Raw genomic sequence first — 14,887 nt, 5'->3', positions numbered from 1 at the left:
AATTTAAAAATTTTTGGCTTTTTTTCTGGACTATACCAGTTGATTATAATCATTAATTTCACGACAAAATTGATATAGCCCAATTTTGTAAATAACTTGATATAAATAAATTTAATGTAAAATTTATATTGTGGTATATACCAATAGGTGCTATTCTCAAAATAAGTAAGCGATTACACAATCGAAGAAAATAAAAGGAGTGTATCGAATGAAAAACATCATGTTAGTGTGTGTAGCAGGTATGAGTACTAGTTTATTAGTGTCGAAGATGCAAAAAGCGGCGCAAGAGCAAAATATTGAAGCCGATATTTACGCCATTGCTGAAGGAGAGGTGGAAAAGATCTTAGCGACAAAGAAGGCTGATGTTCTTTTATTAGGCCCACAGGTTCGTTATTTGAAAGGTTCATTTGAAACAAAATATAAGGATAAAGGCTTTCCAATCGATGTGATCAATATGGCGGATTACGGCATGATGAACGGTGAAAATGTCCTGAAACAGGCTCTACAACTAATTGGATAAAAGAAGGGGCAATGGGGAATGGAAGATACAGCATTAATGGCATCCATTATGGGACTGATTGTGCATAGTGGAAATACGAAAAGTGAGTGTATGGAAGCTATTCAGCTAGCAAAAAAGGGGCAAATTGAGGCAGCAAAAGAAAAAATCAAATTAGCGAATGAGTCATTAATTGAAGCGCATCATGCTCAAACGGGGTTACTGTCTCAAGAAGCAAGGGGAGAAAAGGTAGAGGTTTCGATGTTATTAATTCATGCCCAGGATCATTTAATGAATGCTATTACTTTTCGAGATTTAGCACAGGAAATGATTGAGCTATATGAACGAATTCAAGGGGAGTAACATCAAATTTTGATGTTATCAATAAAAAGCAAAGGGAGTGTATGTGAGTGTTCCGTTTTTTAGAAGAAAAGTTTGTACCGGTTGCTGCTAGGGTTGGGAATCAGCGTCATTTAGTTGCCATTCGTGACGGATTTATTACGATTATGCCTTTAACGATTGTGGGATCTTTGGCTGTACTTATTAACAATTTGCCTATTAAATTTTATCAAAATACACTCGATGCCATTTGGAAACACGAGACATGGACTCAATTTGGCGGTAATATTTGGAGTGCTACATTTAATATCATTTCACTGCTACTTGCCTTTGCTGTTGCTTATCATCTTGCTAAAAGTTATCAAAAAGATGGTCTGTCTGCTGGAGTAATTAGTCTATCAAGCTACATGACGTTTGGGACTTTCGGGGAAGGCGGATTAACCGGCTTAACAACAGGCACGGGTGGTATATTTATTGCTCTGATTGTGGCACTACTTTCTACAGAATTGTTTTGTAGATTGTCTGGCAATCCTAAACTACTAATTAAAATGCCAACTGGTGTACCACCAGCTGTTTCCAAATCATTTGCTGCGTTACTTCCTGCCATTATTACGATTGGAATATTTGCTTTAGTACGTACAATTATTTCAGCAGGTTTTGATATACCAGATATTGTCGGGTCCTTCTACTCTGCGATTCAAGAGCCATTTATGGGTCTAACAAATACATGGCTTGCTGCTTTAATTTTGGCATTTATACCTACATTTTTATGGACACTTGGCGTACATGGAGCAAATATCATCGAACCATTCATGCAAACGATTAATTTACCAGCTATTAATGAAAATGTTGCAGCAATCTCTGCTGGTAAAGTTGCGCCTTACATTGTCAATAAACCATTCTTTGATGCTTTTATTAATATGGGAGGCTCTGGTACAACAATAGCACTTATTATTGCGATTTTCATATTTGCGAGAAAGAATAAGCAATATAATACAGTTGGGAAATTATCCGCAGCACCTGGGATTTTCAATATCAATGAGCCATTACTTTTTGGGTTACCAATTGTATTAAATCCGGTTTTATTTGTTCCGTTCATTTTGACACCAATGATAAACGTAACAATTGCATTCTTTGCAACGAAATGGGGCTGGGTGCCAGCCGCTACCGTTTCACCGCCTTGGACAACACCGCCGATTATTAATGGTTTTTTAGCAACTCAATCTTGGCGTGGTGCTGTTTTGAGTATGGTCTTAATTATCATCGCTGTTTGTATTTATCTGCCATTTATCTCGATGGCGAACCGTATGGCAAGGCAGAATGAGCAAAAAGCTGCTTTAGCGGCACAGAGTGAGGAATCTGTAGTGGAATCCAGAGGACAAAAAGTGGAAGTATAAGCATCAATTAACGGAGGGTTTGAAGTGAAAAGATTAGGAATCTCGCTATATCCGCAGCATAGTACGCTAGAGGAGATGAAGCGCTATGTTCAGCTGGCTCATGATAATGGCTTTGATCGTATATTCACATGCCTAATGTCCTTAAAACAGGATGAGGAGCGTCAAAAATTACAACAAATCAACGAATTTGCGCAACGCCTCGGCTTTGACATATCCGCCGATATTGCACCAGGTGTTTTTGATGATTTAGGCTTAACTTATAGGGATATTGGCTATTTAAAAGAACATTATTATTTGGCAGCCTTACGTTTAGATATGGGATTTTCAGGTCAAGAAGAAGCGTTGATGTCACTCGATGCAAGTCATCTAAAAATAGAATTAAACATTAGTAATGGTACGAAGTATGTAGATAATATTATCTCTTATCAGCCCAATAAAGAGAACATTATCGGCTGTCATAATTTTTATCCAAAACGATTTACGGGGCTATCTCGTCAGCATTTTTTACAAACGTCACAACACTTTAAAGCGCACAATGTGAGAACAGCAGCAATGATCTCCTCACAACATGGTCAATATGGACCTTGGGAGCAAACAGAGCACGGGTTACCTACATTAGAGGAACACCGTTATCTCCCAATCACTGTACAGGCGAAAGATTTATGGCATACAGGGTTAATTGACGATTGTATTATTGGCAATATGTTTGCTTCTGAGGAAGAACTACGTGCATTAGGACAATTAAATCGTAATAAGCTTGAGTTAAGGGTTGTCCAGTCTGAAGACACAAGCATTTTAGAGGAGACGATTCTTTATAAAGAGCCTCATTTTAATCGGGGTGATGTGTCTGAATACGTGATTCGGAGCACCCAATCCCGTGTGAAATATAAAAATGGAGATTTTCCTGGGCATGATATACGGCCATTAAAAAGAGGAGATGTCACGATTGATAATAATTTAGATGTTCGTTATAAGGGAGAGCTACAGATTGTGCTAAAGGACATTCCGAATACAGGATCGAGTAATGTCGTAGCTAGCATTGTAGAGGAAGAACTATTTTTATTAACATACATTCAACCATGGGCATCATTTGGGTTTACAAAGTAAAGAAGAGTGAGAAAGAGATTGAGTCATCAATCTCTTTTTCTTTATGTGGTTGAGCATAATGTTATATAAGATTTACCTGATTAATCAACTAATTTTAATGTACTATTTTACCATATATAGCAGAATTGGATGAAATGTTTTTATGGATTATTATTTCAAAGGATTTAAGTAGATAATTTTGACTTTTTCTTTATATTTTTATCTTGAACAATAACATGATAAAATGTAAGATAGGTTTTGATTTTATCTTAGTATATAACTAGGTTTACTAATAAAATTTCATAGATGGAGAGTGTCAGGATGTTACATCAATTTTCACGTAACGAGCTCGCAATAGGAACAGAGGGTCTCGAGAAATTAAAAAATACAACGGTTGCCATTCTTGGTGTGGGTGGTGTCGGTTCATTCGCGGCTGAGGCATGTGCACGAAGCGGAATCGGCCGTATTATTCTAGTCGATAAGGACAATGTAGATATCACAAATGTCAACAGACAACTTGTTGCATACTTATCAACAGTTGGTCAATCAAAATCAGCTGTCATGAAAGAGCGTATTGCAGATATTAACCCAGCATGTGAAGTGATTGACATGCACATGTTTTATACGGAAGAAACCTATGAAGAATTTTTTGCACAAGGCATTGATTATGTAATCGATGCAAGTGATACAGTGATGTATAAAATTCATATAATGAAGGAATGTTTAAAGCGTAATATTCCTATTATTTCAAGCATGGGTGCAGCAAATAAGATGGACCCTACTCGCTTCCAAATTGCAGATATTTCAAAAACACATACAGACCCATTGGCTAAAATCATTCGTACTAAGCTACGTAAAGAAGGTATTCATAAGGGTGTTACGGTTGTATTTTCAGATGAAAGTCCAATTGTCGTACGTCCAGATGTTGTCGAACATGTAGGTAAGCCTGATGCAGCAATTCGAAAAGCAAAGATGCCACCTTCATCTAACGCTTTTGTACCGTCAGTAGCAGGTTTAATTGCAGCAAGCTGGGTAGTCAATACCATCCTAAAAGATGTGAAAATTACGCGCGTACAAGGTTAATACCAAATACGTTGCTTTGGTAATAGTCAAAAAACAGCATAAATGTTCATTTTCGTAGAAGTAGCTGCCTTAATTGTATTTAGAGGTAGCTACTTTTTCTATGTTACAATTAGACCGTTGTAAAAAAGGAGGCCTATACAAATGGAAAAAATTTATCAAATGGAGTATAGAGGTTTAAATCTTTTCGACGAGATTAGCACAGTAGAGTTAGCTATAGATGAAGAAAACCAAACTATACATATTTTTGATGTTGGACAGGTTGTCAGCCCCATTTTTAATTTTGATGTATCAGCCTACGAATTGTCAGATGGTTTTTATAAAATGGCTGATGTTCTGCGACACAAAAAAATCTTAACGAATCAACAATCAGGTAGTGATTTAACATTAAGTGAATGGTTAATTATGAACAATGCTTATTTTTATATACCTCAAAAGCGCATTAAAAAATATGTGCATGGAAGTATTATTGAAATTATCGATCGAGCAAACGAACCATGCTTATTTGATGATTATGTACAAAGGGTATAATTTTACCAAAATAGTTCCTCTTATGTACATAAAATGCTATTAATTCACGAAATTGTCTTATTTTTTTCATGTCCACACTACTTCATATGGTTTATTGCTATAATTTGAATCATCCATTAGATAATCGATCAGTTTGTTTGGGATGCTTGGTGCTACTCAGTGAATAGCCAGAAAGCTAAACAGCAAATGACATATGGGAGAGTGGGAAAATGGAAATTCAAGTAATTCGTGATCATTTAGATATTGTTAAACTTCAAGAGAAAATGAATGCCATTGTATTTGACTATTTGGATACATCCAACAACTATCCGAAAGCCATGAGAGAATTGAATCCTTTATATATACAAGTCACTACCTATTATAAGGAATATGTTAATCAGCGGGCAGGGGAATTACCGAAAGCAAATACGTATTGGCATTTATTTATCGATTGTTGTGCAAAATTATGCTACTTTTTAGCTGCATCGACTTATTATTCTTCGAATGCTTTGCAAAAAACGCCTGAAAAAGTAGAGCATTTATTAAAGATAGCAGCCTATTCCTTACCGAGTATTGAGCAGGAAGAGAATGAGCAATTATTAGAAGATATCATGGCTCTTTTAACTGAAGTGCTAGAGGATGAAGAAAAAGCAACAAACATACGCAACGAAGTACTGTCACAAAAAGGTGAAGTGAAGCAATGTCTTCAACAATTTAAATTATTTGTGGAACAAGAACTTCCTGCATAAACCTTAGACAATAATAGACTATCTATTTTCTGAAAATAGCCTATACGTCAAGAATCTACGTAACTTATTGGGATTTAAATCAGTTTTTTCTACAATGTTCGATGTGGAAAGAGAGTGATTTACTTGCCTCTTTTAGTAGCGTGGGTTCTTTTTTATTATGACGAAAGTAAAAAGGCATATTTTCTTGAAAGGTATTTATGTTTTTTTGTCGAATTATAGTTAGAAAATTGGTAATATATGTGCTCACGCTGTAAGAACTTAGCTGAAAGAACTTATTGGAAGGGGGCTAAGCAATGATTGTAAATGGAATAGAAATAGATTTGGCGAATTTGGAAAAGCCGCTTTTATTAGTTAGTGAGGAAGATGAACTTTTATTTCTACAGCTTATCCAACCGACAATTGAACAGGAGCTTATTCAATGTCAATTAGCGCTCTCAACAAGGAAATCTATTTCATTGGTCAAAGATATTTGGTTGGCTATGTATAGAGATCGAGAAAAGCTGTACATCAATAGCGGTCATGCCATGCTTTATCCAATACGTTTAATTCTTTTTGAACTAGTCACACAAGCAGAATATTTCCAACGCTTAGCAAAAAAATCACGTGGCGATGAATGTCTTTCCCTTATCTATGCAGTTATTCTTTTGCAATTTGTCTTGCAATGGTTAAAAGATCGATTTAGTGGAAATAAAGAGGTATATGGTGCATTAAAACGGTTATACAGAGTGTCGGATGATGAATTAAGTAATGAGCCCTCCTGTGAAACAAGAGAACAAAAAATTGCACAAGCAATTGCTGTAAAAGCAATTCGCTTTGAGGTGAGAGAAAACAATCAAGAGTTCGCCAGCTTGCTGTATCAGTCGTATAATTTGATTGTTTTTTTGCATAGTAAGGAAAAAGAAGGAGATGTGGAAGAGTCCATTTTGCCATCACTTCGACATTTGGCAGAACCATTAAATTTGTTTTACCAAGAACGATATACAACAAATAACCCGAGCTTTACAGGATGATTGCTAGAGTAGCCTATCCTGTTGTTATATAAAAAGCAAAGTCATTTCAATTACTTAAGATAGTGACTTTGCTTTGTTTTATTATTTCTTATCTTGAAATGATTTTAGTTTGTCGTAGATGCCAGCCATGCGCTTTTCCTCACCAGCAATAACAGGTTTGTAGAATTCAGTTCCTACAAGTTCGTCTGGCAAATATTGCTGGTCTACCCAACCACCAAAAGTACCGATCGGTGTGTTATGAGGATATTGATAGCCAACGTGTCCTAAATCTTTTGCACCCTCGTAATGAGCATCTCGCAAATGATGAGGTATATCACCTGTTTTGCCTTCATGAATAGCCTTAATGGCAGCATCAATAGCCGTAATGGCTGAGTTGGATTTTGAGGCAAGGCACATTTCAATGACAGCACTGGCAAGTGGGATACGTGCCTCTGGTAATCCTAGTCGTTCAGCTGCTTGAATAGCAGCTAATATATGAGGTCCGACTTCGGGATTAGCTAGACCAATATCCTCATAGGCCATAACAAGTAGGCGTCTGCTGACAGCCACTAAATCGCCTGTTTCCAATAAATGCGCTAGATAATACAGAGCAGCATTGGTATCACTGCCACGCACAGACTTTTGCAGGGCTGATAGTAAATTATAAAAATGTGATCCTTTTTTATCGCCATACACACCAATTCGACTAATGAGATGTTCAATGACATGGTCGGCAGCAACCGTTTGTCCATCCACCTCATCACTGGCATAGTAAATGGATTCTAGCAAAGTTAACGCCTTTCGTGCATCTCCGTTTGCTGCGGCTGCAATTTGTTCAATTTGTGATGGTGTTAAGGCAAAATGATATTTACCTAGTCCGCGTCTTTCATCAGCAAGTGCTTTTTCAACTAGTTCGATTAAATTTTCCTTCGTTAAGCGTTTTAGCTGGTAAATTTCGCCACAGCGTGAACGAATCGCTGGATTAACATCATGATAGGGATTTTCTGTCGTGGCACCAATTAATACAATTGATCCATTTTCTACATGTGGTAACAGTGTATCTTGCTGTAATTTATTGAAACGGTGAATTTCATCTAGGAAAAGTATTACTTTCCCTGAAATTCTTGCTTCTTGTACAATATCTTCCACATCTTTTTTGCCAGCTCGTGTGGCATTAAGTGCGAAGAAAGGGAGTTTGGAACTTCCTGCAATGGCATTGGCAATGGATGTTTTACCGATACCAGGTTCTCCATATAGCAACATGGAAGGGACATGTTCATTTTGAATCATTTTATAAAGGGCTGTGTTGGGACCAATGAAATCCTGATGACCAACAATCTCATCAAGGGTTAAAGGTCGCATTCGAAAAGCGAGTGGTTCATTGTGCAAAATAACTTCCCCTTTCTGTCGTTGTCATTTTTTGCTTCATACATTTTTTTACGCTAAAATAAAGCACTCATATGGATTTTGAACGATTATGAATCGCTTTAATTAGTATATCATATCCTTCTAGGTGTATTTCCGAGTTCATCAAGAGGAGATTATGATATACTGTTGGTAGTATTTTGACTAGACTAATTGAGGGTGATAAAATGAAAATTTCAACAAAGGGCCGTTATGGGCTTACAATTATGATTGAATTAGCAAAGCATTATGGGGAAGGGCCAATTCCCTTGCGTAAAATTGCGGCGGAAAAGGAACTTTCAGAGGCATATTTAGAGCAATTAGTATCTCCGCTTCGTAATTCAGGCTTAGTAAAAAGTGTACGTGGTGCTTATGGTGGTTATATGCTAGCAAATCCACCTAGCGAAATTTCAGCAGCCCATGTTATTAGTGTGCTAGAAGGGCCGATTCAACCAGTAGAGGGTATTGAAAATGAAGAAGCCCCGCAACGTGAGTTATGGCTACGTATTCGTGATGCAGTAAAAAACGTGTTAGATACAACGACAATTGAAGATTTAGCACAATATACAGAAGAAAATGTAGTGGAAGGCTACATGTTCTATATTTAAAATAGTTTAAGCTAAAGCGCTACTCCTGCATTCACTTCATCTTTTTGGGAGATTGTGAACTATTCACATCTCAATGGCTATTTTTACGATGAGTGATGTGGGTTTTGTGCTTTTATCTCGATTCAGCAAATGTTTTGTACTAAAATGAACCACTAAGTACGGAAGACTCCCCACTTATAGAGGAGTGAAGAACACTTGTATTTTTTGCAAGCATTAACTGAATCAAGCGAAAGCCTCTGGCGGATGTCACAGAGTTTAAAAAGGAGTTTTCAACATGAATTCATATATCTATCTCGATCATGCGGCCACATCTCCAATGAATGGCCAAGTAATAGAAGCGATGACGACTGCTATGCAAGAGGTATTTGGCAATGCATCGAGTATTCATAAAGCAGGTCGAGAAGCAAGGAAATATCTAGATGATGCACGTGAGCTATTGGCGAAATCAATTGGTGCGCAAGCAGGGGAAATTATTTTCACAAGTGGTGGCACAGAAGCTGACAATATGGCAATTTTAGGGACTGTCTATGCCCGTGCAAATGAAGGAAAACACATCATAACAACGCAAGTAGAGCATCATGCAGTATTACATACGTGTGAAAAACTTGAACGTGATGGCTTTGAGGTGACCTATTTACCTGTTGATCAAAAAGGGCGTGTCGCGATTGAGGATGTCCAAAAAGCCCTTCGTGATGATACCATTTTAGTGACAATTATGTATGGAAATAATGAAGTTGGAACGATACAGCCAATTGCTGAGATTGGCGCGCTATTGCGTGAGCATAGTGCCATATTCCATACAGATGCGGTTCAGGCTTATGGCTTAGAGTCCATTGATGTAAATGAATTACAGGTGGATTTATTGAGTGTATCTGCTCATAAAATCAACGGTCCAAAAGGTGTTGGATTCCTTTATCAAAAAGCAGGAACACCGTTAGCAAGTTATGCTCTTGGGGGCGCACAAGAGAAAAAACGTCGTGCAGGTACTGAAAATATACCTGCCATTATTGCTTTTGCGACTGCAGTGCAAGTTGCAAATGAGTTGCGTGAAGAAAAGCGTTCACTATACAATCACTTTAAGCAAATTATGCTTGCTGTTTTTTCACAGGAAAAGCTAGCATTCCATGTAAATGGTGATGAGGTGTATTCGTTGCCTCATGTCTTAAATATTAGCTTTGCAGGCATGGAGGTAGAATCATTTTTAGTGAACCTTGATATGGCAGGTATCTATGTTTCGAGTGGTTCGGCATGTACTGCAGGATCGATTGATCCTTCTCATGTGTTAGTAGCAATGTTTGGACAAAGTGCAGAGGAGCTACGAAATTCAATCCGATTCAGCTTTGGGCAGGGTTTAACGGAAAAGGATATACAAGATGCAGCAGAAAAAACGGCTCTAATTGTGAAAAAACTAGCTAAAAAATAATTTGCAAAATACTTATGTTATGTTTCGTTAAAATATTGAAACATAAACTGTAATTAGATAAAAGAAAAGGTGACCACAATGAAAGAAACACGTGACCCCTCTCAAATTCGAGTTGTTGTCGGCATGTCAGGTGGGGTAGATTCATCGGTGGCGGCATACTTGTTAAAACAACAAGGGTATGAAGTAATCGGGATCTTTATGAAAAACTGGGATGATACAGACGAAAATGGTGTTTGTACGGCAACGGAAGATTATGACGATGTAATAAAAGTATGTAATCAAATTGGGATCCCATACTATGCTGTCAATTTCGAGAAACAATATTGGGATAAGGTTTTCACATACTTTTTAGAAGAATATAAAGCAGGGCGTACACCAAATCCTGATGTTATGTGCAATAAAGAAATTAAATTTAAAGCATTTTTAGAGCATGCCATGAACCTTGGTGCTGATTATTTAGCGACAGGTCACTATGCACGAATTGATCGTAATGGTGATGGTGAAGTTAGAATGTTACGTGGCGTTGATGATAATAAAGATCAAACATACTTTTTAAATCAATTATCGCAAGAGCAATTGGCGCATGTAATGTTCCCAATTGGTGATATAGAGAAAAAAGAAGTACGAAAAATTGCAGAAGAAGCTGGCCTTGCTACGGCAAAGAAAAAAGATTCAACAGGCATTTGCTTTATCGGTGAACGTAATTTCAAAGAGTTCTTAAGTCAATATTTACCAGCACAACCTGGGAAAATGGAAACAATGGATGGCGTTGTAATGGGCCAACACGATGGTTTAATGTACTATACACTTGGTCAACGACACGGGCTTGGTATTGGTGGGGACGGCGAGCCTTGGTTTGTGCTAGGAAAAGATTTAGCGCGTAATGTTCTACTTGTCGGACAAGGCTTTGACAATGAATATTCGTATTCAACATCTTTAACAGCTGTGAAAATGAACTATACTTCGACAAAAAAATTGCCTGGGAAATTTTCTTGCACAGCAAAATTCCGTTATCGTCAAACCGATACACCAGTAGAAGTTGAAATTTTACCAGATGGGCGTGCACACATTACATTTGCAGAACCTGTACGTGCAATTACACCTGGCCAAGCTGTAGTGCTATACAACGGAGAAGAATGTATGGGTGGCGGAACGATTGATGAAGTCTTTAAAAGTAATGAAAAACTAACATATGTTGGATAAATTGCGTTAAGACTGCTTTTATGGCCTCTTGGCTTCCTAAAAGCAGTCTTTCGCTACATAGAGGTGAAGAACAAATGAATTATAATGAACAGGGCATCCAAGCATTTCAAGAAAAACGTTATGAGGATGCTGCTCAACTATTTACAAAAGCAATAGAGGCAGAGCCTGAAAATGCTATTGGGTATGTAAATTTCGGCAATTTATTAGCCGTATTAGAGGATACTGAACGTGCAGAGCGTTTCTTCCAAAAGGCAATCACTGTAGATGAATCAGCAGCTACAGCCTATTACGGTCTAGCGAATTTATATTACAATGCTGAACGCTATGCCGAGGCCGTGAAGCTATATGAGCAAGCGCTAAAACATCATATTGAAGGTGCCGATGTCTATTATATGATGGGGAAATGCTTTGAACGGTTGGATAACTCAAAATTGGCATTACCTTATTTACAACGTGCGGTAGAAATTGCTCCAGAGGATACACAGATTCGTTTAGCCTATGCGATAGTACTATGTGCATTAGAAATGTTTGAGGAAGGGAAGAAGGAACTGGATCTCTTGATTGAACAGGATTGGAATAATGCAGATGCACATTATAATTTAGGCGTACTATATGCAGTGTCTACCGAACAAACAGAGGATGCAATGTATCATTTGAAACAAGCCTTTACCTTACAACCTGAATATGACCAAGCACGTTATATTTACGATATGATTGCTCAACGATTTAACTGATAGATAATAAGCAGCGAGTGAATGTTGATTAACATTCTTGCTGCTTTTTTATTGATTTTATCTAGTAAGACAGAAAAAATTGTTTATTTTTTCATAAATTGATTCTCTTTCTCTTTTAATTCTAGTTCAAACTTGGTAATGTATGTCATGCAGGAAAGGAAAAGGTGACAGAATGAATAAAGTTTTTATTGCACTATTACTTGTAACAGCACTTGCTGCAATTGAGGGAACTATTGTTAGTACTGCTATTCCGAGTATTACGGCTGATTTATTAGGTGTAGACTTAATAAGCTGGATTTATTCTGCTTATTTACTAGCTTCAGCCATAGCGGCGATTATTTTTGGTAAATTAGCCGATTTATTTGGTCGTAAACGGATGATTATTACTGGTATCATTATTTTTTTAGTAGGTTCTATGTTATGTGGTTTAGCTCAATCCATGGAGCAATTAATTGTTTTTCGAGCAATTCAAGGTATTGGCGCAGGTTCAATTTTACCGATTACATTAACAATGGTTGGTGAATTGTTTAAGACTGAAAAAGAGCGTGCCAAAGGACAAAGCTATTTAAGTATGGTATGGGGCGTTTCTGGTGTAGTAGGTCCGTTATTTGGAGGCTTTATAGTTGACCAAGTATCTTGGCATTTTATTTTCTTCATTAATGTACCGTTTGGTTTAGCCTCTATTTATTTAATTGCTAAACATTATAAAGAACAACTAGAGGCAGTGAAGCGTAAAATTGACTACCTAGGTGCAGTGTTTTTTACAATTGGCATGGTTGCGTTACTGTTTGTTATTATCGAAAACAGTAAAACACAAACCTGGTTATCAGGTCAATCGCTGCTAATGTATGGTGTTGCTCTTGTATTCTTAAGTATTTTTATCTGGGTGGAGTTACGAGCAGAGGAGCCAATTATTCCGTTAACACTGTTTAAAAATGGACGACTAATGGTCATTAATGCATTAACTTTAAGCGGTATGTCTATTGTCATTGGTGTAACCGTTTATATTCCTATATTTGCTCAAAGTGTTTTAGGCAAAAATGCAACGCAGGCTGGTTTATTATTAACACCAATGTCTATTTTTTGGACGGTGAACTCGATTATGGCAGGTTATTTAATCGGTCGTTTAACAAATAAACGCATTATCCAAATGGGTACGATTTTACTTGTTACGGGTACACTATTGTTGGCAAGACTATCTTCAGGTTCTAGTGATTTCAGCGTTTATTTCGCATCATCATTAATTGGACTAGGGATGGGCTTTATTATGCCGATGTTGATGATTTCCATACAAAAGGTGGCAGATCCAAAGCAACTTGGTATTTCAATTGGTTTGAACTCTTTTACAAATACATTTAGCCAAGCGATTGGTGCAGCGCTATTTGGTATGATTTTCAACCTAGCAACGAGTGAAAAAATGGCTTCATTAGGAAAAGGTGAAATTCAATTAAATGGTGAATTTGCAAAAGGTGGGTTTAAATTAGAAGAAGTAAGCTTTTTAAAGGATACTATTGCGAATGGCGTCAGTTATGTATATATAGCTACCTTTATTTTTGCTATTGGTGCTCTTATTTTCTCCTTTTTTGTAGCAACGAAATCAACAAGGAAAGCGCAATAGTGAATAAAAAGTAAAATCCACCTCACATTCTGTGATCAAGCAGCGTGTGAGGTGGGTTTTTCATTTGACGACTAAACCATAGAATAAATTTACTTTTTGAATAGAGTGTCATCAATTATTTGATTGCCAGGTAGTTCCGTTAAGTATTTCGCTAAATGTGCGATGGGGGTACTGTCTAGCAATGAAGGTTCGGCTTCATTTTCTTTTAAAATATTGATTTCCTTATTCAGTCGCTCCATTTTTCGATCTAATTCAGCTGCTTGTAGTGCGGCTTCCTTTAATTCATGTCGAATATGCTCTGGTACTTCTTTGTTATACTTATAATAAATTTTGTGTTCTAAGCTTGCCCAGAAATCCATTGCAATTGTACGAATTTGGATCTCTGTATAGACCTTTTCCATATGGTCTGACATAAAGATAGGAATTTTAATAATAAGATGTAAGCTTTGGTAGCCATTTTCTTTTGGATTGGCTATATAATCCTTCACCTCAACAACTTCCATGTCATGCTGTGCTTGTAACATGGCACTTACCTTGTAAATATCCTCCACAAAGGAACAGGTGATGCGAGCACCAGCTATATCGCGGATATTTTCACGCACAGCCTCTATTGATGGCGGAAGCTCTTTTTTCATCATCTTCGTTAAAATACTTTTAGGTGATTTTACACGTGTAGATACATGCTCAATTGGATTATATTCATGAATTAACTTAAATTCTTCTTGTAATATATTAATTTTCGTTTCCACTTCCTGTAGAGCAAATTTGTAAGCTAAAAAGAAGCGTGTTAATTCAGTTTGAAAAGATTTTAAAGTGTTTACTTCTAGTTCAGTTTTCATCGTTTGTAAATCCTTTCTTTTACGGTTTGTTCGATTTTTATTTTTCGTATAGCTGTGATGGCAACGAGATAGCCGATCATTGGTGAAATTCATAGCCCTAGGCATAGGAAAATGACCAACGAACGTGACAAGGATTGTCATTAGAAAATATAGACCTAAAGCTGCTACAACACCTAAAAAAAGCAAAATACTGCCCATATCAGTCATTAAAAAATAATTTGCTCCACATATGGAACTGAGGCTAAATGATCAAGAAAAATCCATGATGCGATGACAAAAAAAGCGAATAAGAGTAGTGAAATGTACTTCCAAATGGAATTTTCTATAGCTCTCCATAAAAGAATGTTTGATGCACAAGCAAACGTAATGATTTGCCCTGCATCTGATTCATTAATAATATACCTTCTATGAT

Annotated in this window: 15 protein-coding genes; 13 read left to right on the top strand and 2 right to left on the bottom strand. The window is 37.0% G+C overall.

Annotated features, from left to right (window positions below; genetic code table 11):
* Positions 1-208: 208 nt before the first annotated feature.
* The 8 genes from AC1RFD_RS10640 to AC1RFD_RS10605 all read left to right on the top strand — a co-directional run bounded on the left by AC1RFD_RS10640 (position 209) and on the right by AC1RFD_RS10605 (position 6,667).
* Entirely contained in the window at positions 209-520 is a 312-nt protein-coding gene (locus tag AC1RFD_RS10640; RefSeq protein ID WP_103118482.1) for a PTS sugar transporter subunit IIB, read from the top strand.
* Positions 521-538: 18 nt separating this feature from the next.
* A complete protein-coding gene (locus tag AC1RFD_RS10635; RefSeq protein ID WP_004226783.1) occupies positions 539-859 on the top strand; it encodes a PTS lactose/cellobiose transporter subunit IIA in 321 nt (106 codons plus the stop codon).
* Positions 860-906: 47 nt separating this feature from the next.
* Complete coding sequence (locus tag AC1RFD_RS10630; RefSeq protein ID WP_492474888.1) at positions 907-2,232, top strand: PTS sugar transporter subunit IIC; 1,326 nt, start codon at positions 907-909, stop codon at positions 2,230-2,232.
* A 24-nt stretch (positions 2,233-2,256) separates the two neighbouring features.
* A complete protein-coding gene (locus AC1RFD_RS10625; protein ID WP_492474887.1) occupies positions 2,257-3,339 on the top strand; it encodes a DUF871 domain-containing protein in 1,083 nt (360 codons plus the stop codon).
* A 300-nt stretch (positions 3,340-3,639) separates the two neighbouring features.
* A complete protein-coding gene (locus AC1RFD_RS10620) occupies positions 3,640-4,401 on the top strand; it encodes a tRNA threonylcarbamoyladenosine dehydratase (protein WP_048392126.1) in 762 nt (253 codons plus the stop codon).
* Positions 4,402-4,542: 141 nt separating this feature from the next.
* On the top strand, positions 4,543-4,929 hold the full coding sequence (locus AC1RFD_RS10615; RefSeq protein WP_112118171.1) for a hypothetical protein: 387 nt from the start codon (positions 4,543-4,545) through the stop codon (positions 4,927-4,929).
* 209 nt (positions 4,930-5,138) lie between these two features.
* Positions 5,139-5,657 carry a hypothetical protein gene (locus AC1RFD_RS10610; protein ID WP_048392128.1) on the top strand — a complete coding sequence of 173 codons (519 nt, stop codon included), beginning with the start codon at positions 5,139-5,141 and terminating at the stop codon, positions 5,655-5,657.
* Between the two features lie 293 nt (positions 5,658-5,950).
* The gene (locus tag AC1RFD_RS10605; protein WP_048392129.1) at positions 5,951-6,667 is read left to right on the top strand and encodes a hypothetical protein; all 717 of its coding nucleotides are present in this window, start codon (positions 5,951-5,953) and stop codon (positions 6,665-6,667) included.
* An 81-nt stretch (positions 6,668-6,748) separates the two neighbouring features.
* On the opposite strand, the gene AC1RFD_RS10600 is transcribed toward AC1RFD_RS10605, so the two are convergent.
* Entirely contained in the window at positions 6,749-8,035 is a 1,287-nt protein-coding gene (locus tag AC1RFD_RS10600; protein ID WP_259948210.1) for a replication-associated recombination protein A, read from the bottom strand.
* A gap of 203 nt (positions 8,036-8,238) precedes the next feature.
* Here AC1RFD_RS10600 and cymR point away from each other — a divergent pair, with 203 nt between their 5' ends.
* From cymR to AC1RFD_RS10575, 5 genes are all read left to right on the top strand, one after another.
* The gene (cymR, locus tag AC1RFD_RS10595) at positions 8,239-8,658 is read left to right on the top strand and encodes a cysteine metabolism transcriptional regulator CymR (protein ID WP_004226809.1); all 420 of its coding nucleotides are present in this window, start codon (positions 8,239-8,241) and stop codon (positions 8,656-8,658) included.
* A gap of 274 nt (positions 8,659-8,932) precedes the next feature.
* Positions 8,933-10,081, top strand: a complete 1,149-nt coding sequence (locus tag AC1RFD_RS10590) for a cysteine desulfurase family protein (RefSeq protein WP_112118175.1) — start codon at positions 8,933-8,935, stop codon at positions 10,079-10,081.
* A gap of 78 nt (positions 10,082-10,159) precedes the next feature.
* A complete protein-coding gene (mnmA, locus tag AC1RFD_RS10585) occupies positions 10,160-11,284 on the top strand; it encodes a tRNA 2-thiouridine(34) synthase MnmA (RefSeq protein ID WP_004226816.1) in 1,125 nt (374 codons plus the stop codon).
* Between the two features lie 74 nt (positions 11,285-11,358).
* Positions 11,359-12,018 (top strand): tetratricopeptide repeat protein, encoded by a 660-nt coding sequence (locus AC1RFD_RS10580; protein ID WP_048392133.1) that lies wholly within the window; start codon positions 11,359-11,361, stop codon positions 12,016-12,018.
* A 172-nt stretch (positions 12,019-12,190) separates the two neighbouring features.
* A complete protein-coding gene (locus tag AC1RFD_RS10575) occupies positions 12,191-13,636 on the top strand; it encodes an MDR family MFS transporter (RefSeq protein ID WP_305192955.1) in 1,446 nt (481 codons plus the stop codon).
* A gap of 89 nt (positions 13,637-13,725) precedes the next feature.
* On the opposite strand, the gene AC1RFD_RS10570 is transcribed toward AC1RFD_RS10575, so the two are convergent.
* Positions 13,726-14,475, bottom strand: coding sequence for a GTP pyrophosphokinase (locus AC1RFD_RS10570; RefSeq protein WP_048392669.1), 750 nt, complete (start codon positions 14,473-14,475; stop codon positions 13,726-13,728).
* Between the last annotated feature and the right edge of the window lie 412 nt (positions 14,476-14,887).

It is taken from the genome of Lysinibacillus sp. GW823-FHT02G10 (assembly GCF_058797135.1).
This window is presented reverse-complemented; position numbering and strand designations above follow the sequence as displayed.

Coding starts and splice junctions, on each gene's coding strand:
- AC1RFD_RS10615 (WP_112118171.1), top strand. CDS start 4,543: ATGGAAAAAATTTATCAAATGGAGTATAGAGGTTTAAATCTTTTCGAC.
- cymR (WP_004226809.1), top strand. CDS start 8,239: ATGAAAATTTCAACAAAGGGCCGTTATGGGCTTACAATTATGATTGAA.
- AC1RFD_RS10610 (WP_048392128.1), top strand. CDS start 5,139: ATGGAAATTCAAGTAATTCGTGATCATTTAGATATTGTTAAACTTCAA.
- AC1RFD_RS10570 (WP_048392669.1), bottom strand. CDS start 14,475: ATGAAAACTGAACTAGAAGTAAACACTTTAAAATCTTTTCAAACTGAA.
- AC1RFD_RS10605 (WP_048392129.1), top strand. CDS start 5,951: ATGATTGTAAATGGAATAGAAATAGATTTGGCGAATTTGGAAAAGCCG.
- AC1RFD_RS10620 (WP_048392126.1), top strand. CDS start 3,640: ATGTTACATCAATTTTCACGTAACGAGCTCGCAATAGGAACAGAGGGT.
- AC1RFD_RS10590 (WP_112118175.1), top strand. CDS start 8,933: ATGAATTCATATATCTATCTCGATCATGCGGCCACATCTCCAATGAAT.
- AC1RFD_RS10635 (WP_004226783.1), top strand. CDS start 539: ATGGAAGATACAGCATTAATGGCATCCATTATGGGACTGATTGTGCAT.
- AC1RFD_RS10575 (WP_305192955.1), top strand. CDS start 12,191: ATGAATAAAGTTTTTATTGCACTATTACTTGTAACAGCACTTGCTGCA.
- AC1RFD_RS10640 (WP_103118482.1), top strand. CDS start 209: ATGAAAAACATCATGTTAGTGTGTGTAGCAGGTATGAGTACTAGTTTA.
- AC1RFD_RS10580 (WP_048392133.1), top strand. CDS start 11,359: ATGAATTATAATGAACAGGGCATCCAAGCATTTCAAGAAAAACGTTAT.
- mnmA (WP_004226816.1), top strand. CDS start 10,160: ATGAAAGAAACACGTGACCCCTCTCAAATTCGAGTTGTTGTCGGCATG.